The 15,325-nt window shown below is 60.9% G+C and carries 15 protein-coding genes; 8 read left to right on the plus strand and 7 right to left on the minus strand.

The annotated features are described in order from the left end of the window. Positions 1-198: 198 nt before the first annotated feature. The gene (locus KBY08_RS15420) at positions 199-1,323 is read left to right on the plus strand and encodes a mechanosensitive ion channel family protein (RefSeq protein ID WP_003405859.1); all 1,125 of its coding nucleotides are present in this window, start codon (positions 199-201) and stop codon (positions 1,321-1,323) included. 5 nt (positions 1,324-1,328) lie between these two features. Here KBY08_RS15420 and acpA read toward each other — a convergent pair whose 3' ends face one another. Both acpA and KBY08_RS15430 read right to left on the minus strand, forming a co-directional pair. Then, positions 1,329-3,014: an acid phosphatase gene (acpA, locus tag KBY08_RS15425; protein ID WP_024660982.1), complete on the minus strand. Its 1,686-nt coding sequence runs from the start codon at positions 3,012-3,014 to the stop codon at positions 1,329-1,331. Positions 3,015-3,107: 93 nt separating this feature from the next. Further along, positions 3,108-3,902, minus strand: coding sequence for a substrate-binding periplasmic protein (locus tag KBY08_RS15430; RefSeq protein WP_024660981.1), 795 nt, complete (start codon positions 3,900-3,902; stop codon positions 3,108-3,110). A 100-nt stretch (positions 3,903-4,002) separates the two neighbouring features. Here KBY08_RS15430 and dnaX point away from each other — a divergent pair, with 100 nt between their 5' ends. The 4 genes from dnaX (at position 4,003) to pdxB (ending at position 8,225) form a co-directional block, all read left to right on the plus strand. Continuing rightward, positions 4,003-6,213, plus strand: a complete 2,211-nt coding sequence (dnaX, locus tag KBY08_RS15435; RefSeq protein WP_024660980.1) for a DNA polymerase III subunit gamma/tau — start codon at positions 4,003-4,005, stop codon at positions 6,211-6,213. 61 nt (positions 6,214-6,274) lie between these two features. Next, the gene (locus KBY08_RS15440) at positions 6,275-6,601 is read left to right on the plus strand and encodes a YbaB/EbfC family nucleoid-associated protein (RefSeq protein WP_002552818.1); all 327 of its coding nucleotides are present in this window, start codon (positions 6,275-6,277) and stop codon (positions 6,599-6,601) included. Between the two features lie 137 nt (positions 6,602-6,738). Further along, entirely contained in the window at positions 6,739-6,993 is a 255-nt protein-coding gene (gene tusA, locus KBY08_RS15445) for a sulfurtransferase TusA (protein ID WP_003371482.1), read from the plus strand. Between the two features lie 89 nt (positions 6,994-7,082). Continuing rightward, positions 7,083-8,225, plus strand: a complete 1,143-nt coding sequence (gene pdxB / locus KBY08_RS15450) for a 4-phosphoerythronate dehydrogenase PdxB (RefSeq protein ID WP_024660979.1) — start codon at positions 7,083-7,085, stop codon at positions 8,223-8,225. 74 nt (positions 8,226-8,299) lie between these two features. Here the strand turns inward: pdxB and KBY08_RS15455 are convergent, their stop codons facing one another. Next, on the minus strand, positions 8,300-8,470 hold the full coding sequence (locus KBY08_RS15455) for a PA1571 family protein (protein WP_003315168.1): 171 nt from the start codon (positions 8,468-8,470) through the stop codon (positions 8,300-8,302). Positions 8,471-8,757: 287 nt separating this feature from the next. On the opposite strand from KBY08_RS15455, the gene KBY08_RS15460 reads away from it, so the two are divergent. Next, complete coding sequence (locus KBY08_RS15460) at positions 8,758-10,527, plus strand: ABC transporter transmembrane domain-containing protein (protein ID WP_024660978.1); 1,770 nt, start codon at positions 8,758-8,760, stop codon at positions 10,525-10,527. A 59-nt stretch (positions 10,528-10,586) separates the two neighbouring features. Here KBY08_RS15460 and KBY08_RS15465 read toward each other — a convergent pair whose 3' ends face one another. Further along, positions 10,587-10,868 carry a pyrimidine/purine nucleoside phosphorylase gene (locus tag KBY08_RS15465; RefSeq protein ID WP_003343080.1) on the minus strand — a complete coding sequence of 94 codons (282 nt, stop codon included), beginning with the start codon at positions 10,866-10,868 and terminating at the stop codon, positions 10,587-10,589. Between the two features lie 112 nt (positions 10,869-10,980). Next, a complete protein-coding gene (locus KBY08_RS15470) occupies positions 10,981-11,523 on the minus strand; it encodes an exonuclease domain-containing protein (RefSeq protein WP_003405835.1) in 543 nt (180 codons plus the stop codon). A gap of 252 nt (positions 11,524-11,775) precedes the next feature. Between KBY08_RS15470 and KBY08_RS15475 the strand changes: the two genes are divergently transcribed. Next, positions 11,776-12,615, plus strand: a complete 840-nt coding sequence (locus tag KBY08_RS15475) for a substrate-binding periplasmic protein (RefSeq protein WP_011267270.1) — start codon at positions 11,776-11,778, stop codon at positions 12,613-12,615. Between the two features lie 37 nt (positions 12,616-12,652). On the opposite strand, the gene KBY08_RS15480 is transcribed toward KBY08_RS15475, so the two are convergent. Beyond that, complete coding sequence (locus tag KBY08_RS15480; RefSeq protein WP_003405831.1) at positions 12,653-12,820, minus strand: DUF2897 family protein; 168 nt, start codon at positions 12,818-12,820, stop codon at positions 12,653-12,655. Between the two features lie 118 nt (positions 12,821-12,938). Next, positions 12,939-14,303, minus strand: a complete 1,365-nt coding sequence (gene eat / locus KBY08_RS15485) for an ethanolamine permease (protein WP_024660977.1) — start codon at positions 14,301-14,303, stop codon at positions 12,939-12,941. Between the two features lie 291 nt (positions 14,304-14,594). On the opposite strand from eat, the gene pyrF reads away from it, so the two are divergent. After that, the gene (gene pyrF / locus KBY08_RS15490; protein ID WP_003415842.1) at positions 14,595-15,293 is read left to right on the plus strand and encodes an orotidine-5'-phosphate decarboxylase; all 699 of its coding nucleotides are present in this window, start codon (positions 14,595-14,597) and stop codon (positions 15,291-15,293) included. Positions 15,294-15,325 lie beyond the last annotated feature (32 nt).

A 15,325-nucleotide genomic window follows, 5' to 3' on the forward strand; every position in this document is an offset into this window, starting at 1 on the left:
CTTTTGCAACGCGTGTGGCCATCCTGATGTAGAGCGGTCGGTAATGCGATCCGAATTCGTCTGAACCCTCCGCGCCATGTGCCACCTAACCCCTTACGCGTCGCTTGAAACCGTTTTACGGCAAGGGGCAATTCAAGTCGCTGCGGGTGTCACAGGCTTTTCGGTCAGGCGTCTCGCAGCAGTGGAGCCGGGGGCCGGATGGAACAGGACATCATCAGATTTTTCACAGACTCGCAATTTCTGGGCATATCGCTCGCTAACTGGATACTGGCTATTTTTGCCTCGACCCTGAGTTTTATTCTGGTCAGGGGCGTGATCGGTTTTGTGCTCAGAAAGATGCGTTCGCGTGCCCAGGCGCCCAGCACGCATATGCGATACATCGTGGTTCAGGTGCTGTCGGGCACCAGTAATACGTTATTGCTGCTGGCTTCGATCCTGATCGGCATCGGCATGCTCGATCTGCCGGAACGCTGGCTCGGGCGGGTCAGCAGCCTATGGTTCGTGGTCGCCGCATTGCAGGTCGGGTTGTGGGCGAACCGGGCGATCGCGCTGGCGTTGCAGCGCTACTTCGTGCGTCACAACGCCGGCGGCACCTTTCAGGGCAGTGCGCTGGCCACGTTGAGTCTGTGGGGCGCGAAGGTGTTGCTGTGGGCCACGGTGGTCATGGCGATGCTGTCCAACGTCGGGGTCAATATCACCGCGTTTGTCGCCAGCCTCGGGGTCGGCGGCATTGCGGTCGCGCTGGCGGTGCAGAACATTCTGGGCGACGTGTTTGCCTCGCTGTCCATCGCAGTGGACAAGCCTTTCGAGGTCGGCGACTTCATCGTCGTCGGTGCGCTGTCCGGCACGGTCGAACACGTGGGCCTGAAAACCACGCGGATCCGCAGCCTGGGTGGCGAGCAGATCGTGATGGCCAACGCCGACATGATCAACAACACCATCCAGAACTACAAACGCTTGCAGGAACGACGCATTGTCTTTGAGTTCAGGCTGACCTATGACTGCTCGGTCGATCAGATCAGGGAAGTGCCGAAGAAAGTCGAAGCGATCATCAACGCGCAGAAACTTGCACGTTTCGACCGTTCGCATTTTCGGGGTTTTGGCGAGACATCGCTGGAGTTCGAGACCGTTTTCATCGTGCTCGACCCCAGCTACAACGTCTATATGGATGTGCAGCAGGCGATCAATCTGGACATCATGGAAGCCTTTGCCGAACTGGATGTGCGTTTCGCGTTCCCGTCCCGCACGGTGTACGTGGCGTCCCTGCCACCGGTTAAAACCGCTCGTCCGACTGCGCTTGAAGCAGCCGACGCGACGACCTGATCGAATCAGGCCGGAAACTGCAGCGCGTTGGTCAGGTCGCCCATTGGCGTCTGGCCACGCGCGATCATGGCCTCGTCGCGGCGTTTCAGGCCGTCGAGCTTTTCCAGGCCATGCACGCGGGTGATCAGGCGCAGGATCGAGGCGGTGTCGTAAACCGTGTGGTCGACCTTGCCCTTGCGGGCGAAAGGGGAGATGAGTAGCGCCGGAACACGGGTGCCGGGCCCGAAGCGGTCGCCCTTGGGCGGCGCGACGTGGTCCCACCAGCCGCCGTTCTCGTCGACGGTGACGACGATCACCATGTTGTCCCACTGCGGGCTCTTGCGCAGCACCTTGATCACCCGGTCGATGTGCCGGTCACCCGCAGCCACGTCGGCGTAACCGGCGTGCATGTTCAGGTTGCCCTGGGGTTTGTAGAAGGTAACGGCAGGCAACTTGCCCGCTTCGGCATCGGCGAGGAAGCGATTGGTGCTCGACTCGTCACCCAGCCCGCCGTCACGCAGGCGTTTCTTGCGCTCTTCAGGGTGCTGCGGACCCTGCTGCTTGAAGTAGTTGAACGGCTGGTGATGGTATTGAAAGTTGGGGATTTTCGGGATCCCGGTGGAGTCCTTGAATTCATCCAGCGTCACTTGCCAGGCACCGGCATACCAGGCCCAGTCGACATTCCTTTTCGACAGTTTGTCACCGATGTGCTCGTGGCTTTGCGGAACCAGCACGTTGGGCAGATCCGGTTTCGAGTAATCAGGGTTCTGCGGGTCACGCAGCCAGGTTGGCCAGTACGGCGGGGCCATGGTGTTGACGGCGTAGTTGTCCGGCGTGATGGCGCTGGGGCCGAACTGCGGCGGCCCGTCCATGGCGCTGGCCGGCGACTTGTCGAGTGGTTTGAGGCGCGGGTCCTGCGGGTTGAAACTCTGCAGGGTGGCGATTTGTGACTTGGCCGGCGATTCGGCGGCGTTCGGGTAAACAGGCGCCGTGGCTGAAATCAGGTACTGGTGGTTGAGGAACGAGCCGCCGAAAGCACCCTGGAAGAAGTTGTCACACAGTACGAACTCCTCGGCCACATCCCACAGGCGCAGCGAGTACTGAGTCTGTGCGTAGTTGCCCATGGTCAGGCCGCCTGCATCGGCCCAGGCCACGAAGCGGTCGTTCTTGCCGTCGTTGATCTGCATCTGGTTCTGGTAAAAGACGTGCCATAGGTCGCGGGTCACCAGGCTCAGCGGCAGGTCTTCACCGTTTGGTCCCTTGAGCGGGAACGGCGCGTTGGGCAGGTCTTGCTGAAATTGCTCGCCCACCGGATAGGTCACGCCATCGACGGTTTGCGGTCCGACCTGCAGCACGCCGCCCCAGGCCGGGGGCAGTTTGGACAAGCGCGTGCCGTCGCGGTCGCGCTGCTCGTAATCGGAAGGCCTGAGCGAGGAGAGCGGCTTTTCGACACCGGGGAAATCGCCGAACAGGTTATTGAAGCTACGGTTCTCGGCGTAGATCACCACAATGGTTTTCACATTTTCGCGCAAGGCGCGATCCAGCGCGGGTCCGGCAAGGTGATGATGCCGTTCGTTGTCGCCAGGCGGCTTCTCGTGGGCAGAAACGTAACTGCTAAGGGTGACACCTGCACCCAGGGCAGCCATCCCGCCCAGAAAACGACGGCGGCTGGGGTTTTCGTTGGTCTCTTCGTCGTCTGGTCTGTCGCTCATCGCCAAATACTCGCGCTGGTTAATGTGTTACCAAAGATTTCACGCGAGCGTAACCATGGAATATGACGCTATTGCGACAGCGCAGATCAAGGATCAGGGTGCGGTGGGTGTGGTGTAGTGATCGATGATTTGCTGGATCTCGCCCGACAGACGCATCTGCACCAGCGTGCGCAAAATTCTGCCCACTGGCAGTTCGGGGTTATTGCGGATCATGCAGGCGGCCGGCTGTTCGGCGACCAGTGAGATCGGCTTGAGTTTCTTGCCGTCAGGCAGGTTCCGGTTGGTCCATTCGAGGATCAACTGATTGGTCACCGCGTAGTTGTAGCGCCCGGCCATCAGCTTGCCGAGCGTCTGGTTTTGCGTGCGTGCATCTTCACGGACCAGTTGATGAGTTTCGAAAAGGTGCTCGAGGGCCGGGTAGGTGTAGCCCAGCACGGTGCCGACGGTTTCGTTGTCGAACTGCTCGGGGTAGGGGCCGGCAGCTGTTGCGGCCGAAGCGACCAGCCAGTCGCGCTGATAGAGAATCGGCAGGCTCCACAGGTAGTCGCCGGAAAGGTCGGGGAACCACGCCTGGGCGCTGTAACAGTGCATGTCGACTTCGCCGCGCTCGAGCGCCGACTGGATACGCAGGCGCGGCATCACGTGATAACGGGCTTCGAGGCCCACATGGTGCGCAAGGCTTTGCATGATGTCGAACAGAATGCCGGATTCGGGACGAAAGTCGGTGATGTGCATCATCGGCATGGTCCAGCCTTCGTTGACCGCAAAGCTCAAGGTCCTCTGCGCCGCGCTGCCGTTTTGCGGCAACAGCAATAGCAGGCAGACCGCCGCTGCACGAGGCAGCCGCGGCGTGGTAAAGGCCCGGATAAAGCGCGTCAATAGAGTCATTTGCACAGCTTAGCCACAATAGAGGCGGACACCAGATGCAATTTTGCCCCTGCTCGGCTAGCATTGGCGGTCTTCCGCTTACCAGTTGCGACGGTTTTAAATGAGTTATCAGGTTCTTGCACGTAAATGGCGTCCGCGCTCGTTCCGCGAAATGGTCGGCCAGGCTCATGTGTTGAAGGCCCTGATCAACGCGCTGGACAGCCAGCGCCTGCACCATGCCTATCTGTTCACCGGCACACGGGGCGTCGGCAAGACGACTATCGCGCGGATCATCGCCAAGTGCCTGAACTGTGAAACCGGCATTACTTCGACGCCCTGCGGCACCTGCTCGGTGTGCAAGGAGATCGACGAGGGCCGGTTCGTCGACCTGATCGAAATCGACGCCGCCAGCCGCACCAAGGTCGAAGACACGCGCGAGCTGCTGGATAACGTGCAGTACGCGCCCAGTCGCGGTCGCTTCAAGGTCTACCTGATCGACGAAGTGCACATGCTTTCCAGCCACTCGTTCAACGCCTTGCTCAAGACGCTTGAAGAGCCGCCGCCCTACGTCAAGTTCATCCTGGCCACCACCGATCCGCAAAAACTGCCGGCGACCATCCTTTCGCGCTGCCTGCAGTTCTCGCTGAAAAACATGACGCCCGAGCGCGTGGTCGAGCATCTGACCCACGTGCTGGGCGTCGAGAACGTGCCGTTCGAAGATGACGCGCTGTGGCTGCTCGGGCGCGCCGCCGACGGTTCGATGCGTGATGCGATGAGCCTCACCGATCAGGCCATTGCCTTCGGTGAAGGCAAGGTCATGGCTGCCGATGTACGTGCCATGCTCGGCACGCTGGACCACGGCCAGGTCTTCGATGTACTGACCGCGCTGCTGGAAGGCGATGCCCGCGGGGTGCTGGAGGCGGTACGCCATCTGGCCGAGCAGGGCCCTGACTGGAATGGCGTGCTCTCGGAAATTCTCAACGTGCTGCACCGTGTGGCGATTGCCCAGGCGCTGCCGGAAGGCGTCGACAACGGTCACGGCGATCGTGACCGGGTGCTGGCCCTGGCGCAGGCCCTGCCTGCCGAAGATGTGCAGTTTTACTACCAGATGGGCTTGATTGGTCGTCGTGACTTGCCACTGGCCCCTGATCCGCGTGGCGGCTTCGAGATGGTCCTGCTGCGTATGCTGGCGTTTCGTCCTGCCGACAGCGAGGACGCGCCGAGGCAGCCGCTAAAGCCAGTGGGGATCAGCCAGGCCACGGTTGATTCCCGAAAAGCAGTGGCTGATGCGACACCTGTTGCATCGGCAGCTCCCGCAGTGTCGAGCGCTCCGGTGATGGCTGCGCCCGATCCGGCCTTCGAAGCGCTGCCGCCTGCAGCGGCGCCGAAGCCGCCCGCCGCCCGGCCAGAGCCCGCGGTGCAGCCGGAATCGAAGCCAGAGCCACAAGCCGCGCCAGTCGAAGACCTCGACCTGCCGTGGAATGAGCCGAAATCCCCGGCTGCCGAACCCGCCGCCGAAACTGCGCCTGATACCGATACCGATACCGAGCCAGTCGCCGAGCCGGTTCTGGAGACCGTTTCCGAGCAGCCTGACCTGACGCCCATGCCGACGCCTGCGCCCGCCAGCCCGGTGCCGGCCGCACCCGAGGCCGAGCCTGAGCAGCCGGTTGCCGAGCAGCAGGACGCGCCGGCAATGCTCGAAGCCATCCCGGACTCTGCGTATCTGTCCACGCACACCGATTCGATGTCTTCCGACTCCGGGCCGATGGGGCGTGATGACGAACCGCCAGCGGATGATGATTACGTCGAGCCGGATATCGACATAGACCCGGCGTCCTACAGCTATCTGGACGAGCTGGCCCACGAAAGTGTCGTCGAGCTTGAAGCGGTCGAGCCGGAGCCTGCTCCGGCCGCCAAACCGGCCACCGGTCTTGCGGCCGAGTGGCTGGACGTGTTCCCCAAGCTGCCGATCTCCGGCATGACCGGCAGCATCGCGGCCAACTGCACATTGATCTCGGTCGATGGCGATAACTGGCTGCTGCACCTGGACCCGGCGCACAGCGCGCTGTTCAACTCGACTCAGCAGCGGCGTCTGAACGATGCGTTGAACCAGTACCATGGGCGCACGATCAATCTGAGTATCGAGCTGATCAAGCCCGAGCAGGAAACCCCTGCGCAGGCCGCTTCACGGCTGCGTGCCGAGCGCCAGCGCCAGGCCGAAGCCTCGATCCAGGCCGACCCGTACATCCAGCAGATGCTGCAACAGTTCGGCGCTGTGATCCGGGAAGACACGATCAAACCCGTTGACGCGCCTGCGGTGCAGGCTCAATAACTGAACACAGGGTGCCGCTGGCGCCACGCAAACGAACCATCCATTTTCGAGGAGATATCCCATGATGAAAGGTGGCATGGCTGGCCTGATGAAGCAGGCGCAGCAAATGCAGGAAAAAATGGCCAAGATGCAGGAAGAACTGGCCAACGCGGAAGTCACCGGTCAATCGGGCGCAGGCTTGGTCAGCGTGGTGATGACCGGTCGTCATGACGTCAAGCGTATCAACCTGGATGACAGCCTGATGCAGGAAGACAAGGAAGTTCTGGAAGACCTGATCGCCGCCGCCGTCAACGACGCCGTGCGCAAGATCGAGCAGGCCAGCCAGGACAAGACGGCTTCCATGACCGCTGGCATGCAGTTGCCGCCCGGTATGAAGCTGCCGTTCTGACGGTCGCCCGGCTCATGATCAATGCCAGGCCCCGTGCCTGGCATTTTTCTGTCTGCTGTCTGGCCGCGCGCCGCCATCAGCATTTGGCCTGATCGACTGAATTGAGCGACAATCCTCCCCCGTCTCTGGAGTGCCCCATGTCTGAGCCCATTGAAAACCTCACTGTCGACGCCGAGCTGGACGCCGTAGGGCTGTTTTGTCCGGAACCGGTGATGATGTTGCACCAGAAGGTGCGTGATCTGCCTGCGGGCGGTCTGCTCAAGGTCATTGCAACCGATCCGTCCACGCGTCGCGATATTCCGAAATTCTGTGTATTCCTCGGTCACGAGCTGGTTGCGGAGCAAGCCGAAGAGGGCACGTTCCTCTACTGGATCCGCAAGAAGTCCGACTGATCGCCATATCGCTGCAACCCGCGCCTGTTCACGACACGCCTGTTCCCGATTCGAGCAGGTCCCTGTTCGCCAGACCCAGAGAGTCTTCCATGCGCATTGTTGCCGACGAAAATATTCCCCTGCTCGACGCCTTTTTTGCTCATTTTGGTGAAATCCATCGCTTGCCGGGCCGCGCCATGGATCGCGCCGCGGTGGCGGATGCCGACATCCTGCTGGTTCGCTCGGTCACCGCAGTGACCCGCGAACTGCTTGAAGGCAGCCCGGTACGTTTTGTCGGGACCTGCACCATCGGCACCGATCACCTGGATCTGGACTGGTTTCAGCAAGCCGGTATCCAGTGGGCCAGTGCTCCGGGCTGCAATGCGCGTGGCGTGGTGGACTACGTGCTCGGCAGCCTGCTGACCCTGGCTGAAATCGAAGGTGTCGACCTTGCGCAGCGCACCTACGGAGTGGTCGGTGCAGGGCAGGTGGGTGCTCGGCTGATCAGCGTATTGAAGGCCCTGGGCTGGAACGTGCTGGTCTGCGATCCGCCACGCCAGGCTGCCGAAGGCGGCGATTTCGTCAGCCTCGACGAGATCCTGCAGCGCTGTGACGTCATCAGCCTGCACACGCCGCTGAGCAAAACCGGAGCGTCACCGACCTGGCATCTGCTTGACGACGCGCGCCTGCGTCAGCTTCGGCAAGGCGCCTGGCTGATCAATGCCAGCCGTGGCGCCATAGTGGATAACGCGGCGCTGCATGACGTCCTGCTTGAGCGGGAAGACCTGCAGGCTGTGCTGGATGTGTGGGAAGGCGAGCCGCAGGTCAACGTCGCACTCGCTGATCTGTGCATTCTGGGGACGCCGCATATCGCCGGCTACAGCCTGGATGGCAGGCAGCGCGGCACGGCACAGATCTATCAGGCGCTTTGCGGCTTTCTTGATCAGCCTGCGACGATCGAGCTGGACGATCTGCTGCCAAAACCCTGGCTGGCCCAGGTCAGTCTCGACGCGGCCTGCGACCCGGTCTGGGCACTTAACATGCTGTGCCGCGGCGTGTATGACCCGCGACGTGACGATGCGGACTTCCGCCGCAGCCTGACCGGTGACACCGCCAGCCAGCGTCTGGCCTTTGATGCATTGCGCAAGCAGTACCCGCCACGCCGGGAAATAGAAGGGCTGAAGGTGCGCCTGGAGGGCGAGTCCGAGGCGTTGGCGCAACTGGTGCGGGCGCTGGGTGCGGTGCTGGTCTGATCGCCAGCCGGGCTGGCGGACAATAAAAAACCCGACCAAGTGGTCGGGTTTCAAATGTCTGGTACGGCTCGGTTTTATTTTTCCGGGGTTACCCAGTTCTTATCGCATTCCTGGCAGGCAGCCTGAACCATTTCTTCGGTGATCAGGACTTCTTCCCCGTGCTGGTCGAGAACTGCACCGCCAACCGGCAGATTGGGCGTGGCTCGAACGACTTGAACTTCGTTGCTGCGCTCTTGCGGGTTCATGGTGTTTCTCCTTTCATCAGGTAACGGCGTTAAGTTAACCGCGCTTGATGACCGGTCCGTGACACGTACTGTCAGCCGCTCAAACGCGCTCCAAGTGCAACAGATATGATGCAAATCTGCCAGCAGACGCTTAGATCGATGTCTTATAGCGGCCTCTGTAAAGCAGTCATAACCTGACTCTGGAAACCGGCCGCAAGTTCATTCGAAATGATGTTCGGCGCGCCCGGCAACACAGGTGTAGGCTTTGCAATTCAGACAGATCGGGCAGACAGGCAGGTTCATCGTTCATGATTTCACGGATTACCCGACGTCATCGCCAGGCCTTGCGTCTGGCTGCGAGTTTCATCGCGCCGTATCGCTGGCAGGCGCTCGGCGCATTGCTGGCACTGGTCATTACCGCGGGCATCACCCTGTCGATCGGGCAGGGCATCAAACTGATGGTCGATCAGGGTTTCATGACCCGTTCACCGCAGTTGCTCGAGCGCTCGATCGGGTTTTTCATGCTGCTGACGGTCGGCCTCGCCGTCGGAACCTTCGCCCGTTTCTATCTGGTGTCATGGATCGGCGAGCGTGTGGTTGCCGACTTGCGCAAGAAGGTGTTCGATCACCTGATCGAGCTGCATCCGGGCTTCTACGAGAACAATCGCAGTTCGGAAATCCAGTCGCGACTGACCGCCGACACCACGCTGTTGCAGTCGGTGATCGGCTCGTCACTGTCGATGTTCCTGCGCAATGCGCTGATGGTCATCGGCGGCATCGTGCTGTTGTTCATCACCAATCCCAAACTCACCAGCATCGTGGTGGTGGCGTTACCGCTGATCATCGCGCCCATTCTCATGTTCGGGCGGCGGGTACGAAACCTGTCGCGCGAGAGCCAGGACCGGGTCGCCAATGTGGGCAGCTACGTGGCCGAGGCCCTGGGGCAGATCAAGACGGTGCAGGCCTACAATCACCAGCAGCAGGACAAGCAGCGTTTCTCGCATACGGTGGAGCAGGCGTTCGAGACCGCTCGCAAACGCATCCTGCAGCGTTCCTGGCTGATCACGCTGGTGATCGTCCTGGTGTTGGGTGCGGTGGCGGTGATGTTGTGGGTGGGCGGCATGGACGTGATCAGCGGCCGCATTTCCAGCGGTGAGTTGGCAGCGTTCGTGTTCTACGCGCTGATGGTCGGCATGGCGTTCGGCACGTTGAGTGAGGTGATTGGCGATCTGCAGCGCGCCGCCGGTGCCGCAGAGCGGATCGGCGAGCTGCTTCAGGCGCGCAGCGAGATCAGCGTGCCCACCACCGACCTGCAGAGCCTGCCACCGCGCATCAGCGGGCGTCTGGCGCTGGAGAATGTCACCTTCGCTTACCCGTCGCGTCCCGAGCGCAATGCACTGGATAATTTGACCCTGAGCATCGAGCCTGGTGAAACCTTGGCGCTGGTCGGGCCCTCCGGAGCAGGCAAGTCGACCATCCTCGATCTGCTGTTGCGTTTTTACGACCCGATTCAAGGGCGCATCCTGATCGAGGGCGTGCCGATCGCGCAGCTCGATCCCCATGACCTGCGCCGCTGCTTCGCGCTGGTTTCACAATCGCCCGCGCTGTTTTTCGGCACTGTCGAGGACAACATTCGTTACGGTAACGCCACTGCGAGCCTCGAGCAGGTGCAGGCGGCGGCGCGCATTGCCCATGCGCATGAATTCATTCTCGACATGGCCGACGGCTACCGTACGCATCTGGGTGAGGGCGGGGTGGGCTTGTCCGGCGGACAGCGGCAGCGTCTGGCGATTGCCCGAGCCTTGCTGGTCGATGCGCCGATCCTGTTGCTGGACGAGGCGACCAGTGCGCTGGACGCGCAGAGTGAGCACTTGATTCAACAGGCTCTGCCGAGCTTGATGCAGGGGCGTACCACGCTGGTCATCGCCCACCGGCTGGCCACGGTGCAGAATGCCGACCGGATTGCCGTCATGGATCAGGGGCGGTTGGTCGCGGTGGGCACCCATCAGCAGTTGATCGCCAGCAACCCGCTTTATGCGCGACTGGCGGCGTTGCAGTTCAATGCCGGGGTTGAGTAGGAGAGGGCGAGAAGGGCTTGTGGGGAACGTGGGAGGTCAAGCCTCCCACTCGGTGAGCCTCAGCGATATTCGCACAGGTAGGCGGTATCGACTTTGACCTTGATCTGGAACTTGCTGTTGGCCGGTACGTTGAACTGGTTGCCGGTGGCAAAGGTTTCCCAGTCAGTGCTGTCCGGAAGTTTCACGCTCAACTCGCCGGAGATCACATGCATGATTTCCCGTTGCGCCGTACCGAACTCATATTCGCCCGCTGCCATGACACCGATGGTTGCCTCACCATCGGCCTGGGTGAAGGCGATGGATTTGACGGTGCCGTCGAAGTACTCGTTGACCTTGAACATGGGCGGTTCCTTTTGAAAGGGCTGAAAATGGCTCGCCAGTATGCCCAACACGGTAAAACTCGTCACGCCCCTTGCACGTCGACGCTGACGAAACGTCGACCTGCAGTAGCATTCAATTGGGCAGGATCAACGGCAGCAGCCTGGCAGTATTGCGCGCATCGACCAGGGCGCGGTGTTGTTGCCCGCTGAACTGCATGCCTGCCAGTTGCAAGGCACTGTTCAGCCCTATCGGTTTCTGCAAGTGGCGGGCCTGGGCGAAACGCTGTTTGAGATTGACGTGCGGCATGCTGGACAGCGCACTGTCGAGGTGGTGGTGGCGCCATTCCTCTTCCAGTTGCTGACGATCGTAGTCCCCCCAGCTGGCCCAGCCCACGATGCGTGCCCGATGATGGCTCAACCAGCGCTCGAACTGCGGCCACACCGTCGTCAGCGGCGCGGCGCTGTCGATGCTGCTCTGGTTGATATGGGTCAGCTCGCGGCAGAAATGGGTCAGCAACGGCCTGCGTGCCGGGCGCACGAAGCGTTCGAAATGGTCCAGCTCGCGTCCGTCCTGATTGACCAGCGTCGCGCCTATCTCGATGACTTCCATTTCTGCGACCGGCCATCCACCTTCTTCGGTCGTGGCCTCAAGATCAATCACCAGCCAGTGCGGCATCATCCAGCTTCCTTACGATAGTCAATGGCTTCAGCGTAGCCAGATTAACCCGTTGCGCACACTCAGGGCTTTGCATCGGCATTCTTGTTGTTACAACTGCCCCTACAGTGACCACAGGTGATTGCATTGGTGCCTCGCAGGCGGCTTTCACTTGCCTGTTCGAATACTGCAAGCGCACCGCAGAGCGCTGACGCTGTCGATTTGACAGTTGTTTAAATCCTGGAAACCGCATAGCTTGAACGGCTTTGATTGATGTCGTGTTTTATGAAAAGACTTGCAGTGTTAATTGACGGTATGGCGCGCACGATCGTTACCGGTGTCATGCTCTTCATTCCGTTGATGGCAACGCCGCAGGTCTTCGCCGCGCAGATCGTGCGGGTGGCTGCAGTGCATTTCCCCCCTTATATGGTGCGTCCTGAAAAAGGTGAAGACGCCGGTCTTTTACCCCAACTGATCAATGCCCTGAATGGCGAGCAGGACGACTATGAATTCGTGATGGTCCCCACTTCAGTGCCTCGGCGTTTTCGTGACTTCACGGAAGGGCGTTTCGATGTTGCAGTCTTCGAAAACCCCGGCTGGGGCTGGAAGGACATTCCCCATGAACAGATCGATATGGGGCTCGAGGATGCCGAGGTCTATGTGGCGCGCCGAGTGGAAGGACGTGGGCAGGATTACTTCGACACCCTGGCTGACAAACGTCTGGCACTGTTCAGTGGCTATCATTATGGATTTGCCAACTTCAATACCGATCAGAAGTACCTGAGCGAGCACTTCACCATTACCTCCACGTACTCCCACGACAGCAACTTGCTGATGGTGGTGCGTGGCCGCGCCGATGTGGCGCCCGTTACCCGTTCGTATCTGATTGATTTCATGGCGCATAACAAGGAAGAAGCGGCGCAACTGATGGTGTCCGAGCGTGTCGATCAGGTCTACCGTCAATACGCGTTGTTGCGTCCGAATGGCAATATTGATGTGCCGCACTTCAAGCAGCTACTGGAAAGGCTGCGTGCAGATGGGCAACTGGCGAAGATTTTCGAGCCGCTGCACATCAAGGTGCTTCCGGTGAATGCCGGGATGCCCGGCAACTAGCAGAGGGGCAGGTTTTGCGCCTGCCACCCGGAGGCACTCAGCGGTCGTTGGCGTCCTTGGCATCCATTTCTGCGTTGCGCTCGTGGACGCGCTTGAGCTGTTCTTCGGTGAGGGGCAGTTTCTTGGCTGTGTCGCGCAGCATCATCAGACCGCCGACGATCGAGCCAATGGCTACGAGCAGAATTAACCAGGCATACCAGGGCATAGCGCTCTCCTTATTGTGATACCGCTTTGAGCAGCACGGCTGCCTAATGGTTCAAGAGTATGCGCCCTGAAGGGTTGCGTGCGAAAGCATTCGCCCGCAACCCCTTGGAACCTGGCAGTTACTCCCCGGTCAGCATCACGTCGGTCGGCGCGTCGGCACGCGATTTGGCGGTCAGGCTGAAGTAGATGAAGCCGATGGCCATCAGGCCGAGGAAAATCAGGCCGATCAATGCGTTGAACCAGGCCATTGCCACCAGACACACGACGGCCAGCGCCAAGGCGATGCCGGGCACTACCGGATAACCGGGGGCGCGGAACGTGCGCTCCAGGCCAGGCTCGGTCTTGCGCAGTTTGAACAGGCTGAGCATGCTCATGATGTACATGACGATGGCGCCGAACACGGCCATGGTGATCATCGCAGCGGTCAGCGTCATGCCACTCAGGTTGATCAGGCCGTCGCTGTAGATCGCGGCGATGCCGATCAGACCGCCGGCGATGATTGCCCGGTGCGGCGTCTGGAAGCGCGAAAGCCTGGCCAGCGAGGCGGGCAGGTAGCCGGCGCGGGCGAGGGCGAAGAACTGGCGCGAGTAACCCATGATGATCCCGTGGAAGCTGGCGACCAGACCGAACAGGCCGATCCACACCAGCATGTGCAGCCAGCCGGAACTGTCACCGACCACGGCTTTCATGGCCTGCGGCAGCGGATCGTTGATGTTGGCCAGGGTGCGCCAGTCGCCCACGCCACCGGCAAACAGCATGACGCCGATCGCCAGTATCACCAAGGTCAGAATGCCACTGATGTAGGCCTTCGGGATGGTGCGTTTCGGGTCCTTGGCTTCTTCGGCGGCCATTGCAGCGCCTTCGATGGCCAGGAAGAACCAGATGGCGAAGGGGATGGCAGCGAACATGCCGGCAATGGCTTCGGGTCCGAAGGTCTGCGAACCGGCCCAGCCGTTGAGGGCGAAGTTGCTGAAACTGAAGGCAGGCGCGACGACGCCCATGAACACCAGCAACTCGGCGACGGCCAGAATGCACACCACCAGCTCGAAGGTTGCGGCGAGCTTCACGCCCACGATGTTGAGCGCCATGAAGACGATGTAGGCGCCGACTGCCGCATGCTTGGGGTCAAGACCCGGGTATTGCACATTAAGGTACGCACCGATCGCCATGGCAATGGCCGGTGGCGCAAAGACGAATTCGATCAGGGTGGCCATGCCTGCGATCAGTCCGCCTTTTTCGCCAAAGGCACGACGGCTGTAGGCGAACGGACCGCCGGCGTGCGGGATGGCGGTGGTGAGCTCGGTAAAACTGAAAATGAAACAGGTGTACATGGTGGCAACCATCAGGGCTGTTACCAAAAAGCCCAGCGTACCCGCAACGCCCCAGCCGTAGCTCCAGCCGAAGTATTCGCCGGAAATCACCAGCCCTACCGCGATCCCCCATAAATGAATCGTGCCGAGCGTCGGCTTGAGTTGTGTGCTCATTGTTCTCTCCCTGGGATTCGATAAACGTTGAAACATCCTGTTGCAGAGGCCGTGCCAGTGCACGGATCACTGTCGTGATGCTTCAAAACGGGTCGTTTACAGAACGTCAGGGTGAATCGATTCAACTCGTTGTACAGGTTTGATCCGGTTTGGTGCGGCGATGACCGCCAGGGGTGCATGGAATTCAGAAGGCTCAGGACGCTGTTCGGGCAAATGCCGATCGATGGGTCCCGCCGGTGCGCCGGTTCGGCTACAATGCGCGCCGATTTCGACTTACCTGAGACCACGCTCATGTCCGCCTGCCAGACTCCTGTCATCGTCGCCCTGGATTTTCCGACCCGCGAAGCCGCCTTGCGCCTGGCTGATCAGCTCGACCCCAAACTGTGCAGGGTCAAGGTCGGCAAGGAACTGTTCACCAGTTGCGCGGCCGACATCGTCGAGACCCTGCGCCACAGGGGCTTCGAAGTGTTTCTGGATCTCAAATTCCACGACATCCCCAACACCACGGCGATGGCGGTCAAGGCGGCGGCCGAGATGGGCGTGTGGATGGTCAATGTGCACTGCTCGGGCGGCTTGCGCATGATGGCGGCCTGTCGGGAAGTGCTTGAGCAGCGCACCGGTCCACAGCCGTTGCTGATCGGCGTGACCGTTCTGACCAGCATGGAACGTGAAGACCTGGCCGGTATCGGCCTGGACATCGACCCGCAGGTACAGGTGCTGCGCCTTGCGGCTCTGGCCGAGAAGGCCGGAATGGATGGTCTGGTCTGCTCGGCACTGGAAGCGCAGGCCCTGAAAGCCGCTCACCCGTCGTTGCAACTGGTGACGCCCGGCATCCGTCCGGCGGGCAGTGCGCAGGACGATCAGCGCCGTATCCTGACCCCTCGTCAGGCACTGGATGCAGGCTCTGACTACCTCGTCATCGGCCGCCCGATCAGCCAGGCGGCTGATCCGGCGAAGGCCCTGGCGGCGGTGGTTGCCGAGCTGGCTTGAGTAGATGGATGCGTAACATCACGGCTCTACCC

This window comes from Pseudomonas sp. P135, assembly GCF_020312125.1.
GTDB classification, from domain to species: Bacteria; Pseudomonadota; Gammaproteobacteria; order Pseudomonadales; family Pseudomonadaceae; genus Aquipseudomonas; species Aquipseudomonas fragariae.

Bases quoted from the DNA above. Each gene is read 5' to 3' on its own strand.
- KBY08_RS15420 (WP_003405859.1), top strand. From the start codon at position 199: ATGGAACAGGACATCATCAGATTTTTCACAGACTCGCAATTTCTGGGC.
- acpA (WP_024660982.1), bottom strand. From the start codon at position 3,014: ATGAGCGACAGACCAGACGACGAAGAGACCAACGAAAACCCCAGCCGC.
- KBY08_RS15430 (WP_024660981.1), bottom strand. From the start codon at position 3,902: ATGACTCTATTGACGCGCTTTATCCGGGCCTTTACCACGCCGCGGCTG.
- dnaX (WP_024660980.1), top strand. From the start codon at position 4,003: ATGAGTTATCAGGTTCTTGCACGTAAATGGCGTCCGCGCTCGTTCCGC.
- KBY08_RS15440 (WP_002552818.1), top strand. From the start codon at position 6,275: ATGATGAAAGGTGGCATGGCTGGCCTGATGAAGCAGGCGCAGCAAATG.
- tusA (WP_003371482.1), top strand. From the start codon at position 6,739: ATGTCTGAGCCCATTGAAAACCTCACTGTCGACGCCGAGCTGGACGCC.
- pdxB (WP_024660979.1), top strand. From the start codon at position 7,083: ATGCGCATTGTTGCCGACGAAAATATTCCCCTGCTCGACGCCTTTTTT.
- KBY08_RS15455 (WP_003315168.1), bottom strand. From the start codon at position 8,470: ATGAACCCGCAAGAGCGCAGCAACGAAGTTCAAGTCGTTCGAGCCACG.
- KBY08_RS15460 (WP_024660978.1), top strand. From the start codon at position 8,758: ATGATTTCACGGATTACCCGACGTCATCGCCAGGCCTTGCGTCTGGCT.
- KBY08_RS15465 (WP_003343080.1), bottom strand. From the start codon at position 10,868: ATGTTCAAGGTCAACGAGTACTTCGACGGCACCGTCAAATCCATCGCC.
- KBY08_RS15470 (WP_003405835.1), bottom strand. From the start codon at position 11,523: ATGCCGCACTGGCTGGTGATTGATCTTGAGGCCACGACCGAAGAAGGT.
- KBY08_RS15475 (WP_011267270.1), top strand. From the start codon at position 11,776: ATGTCGTGTTTTATGAAAAGACTTGCAGTGTTAATTGACGGTATGGCG.
- KBY08_RS15480 (WP_003405831.1), bottom strand. From the start codon at position 12,820: ATGCCCTGGTATGCCTGGTTAATTCTGCTCGTAGCCATTGGCTCGATC.
- eat (WP_024660977.1), bottom strand. From the start codon at position 14,303: ATGAGCACACAACTCAAGCCGACGCTCGGCACGATTCATTTATGGGGG.
- pyrF (WP_003415842.1), top strand. From the start codon at position 14,595: ATGTCCGCCTGCCAGACTCCTGTCATCGTCGCCCTGGATTTTCCGACC.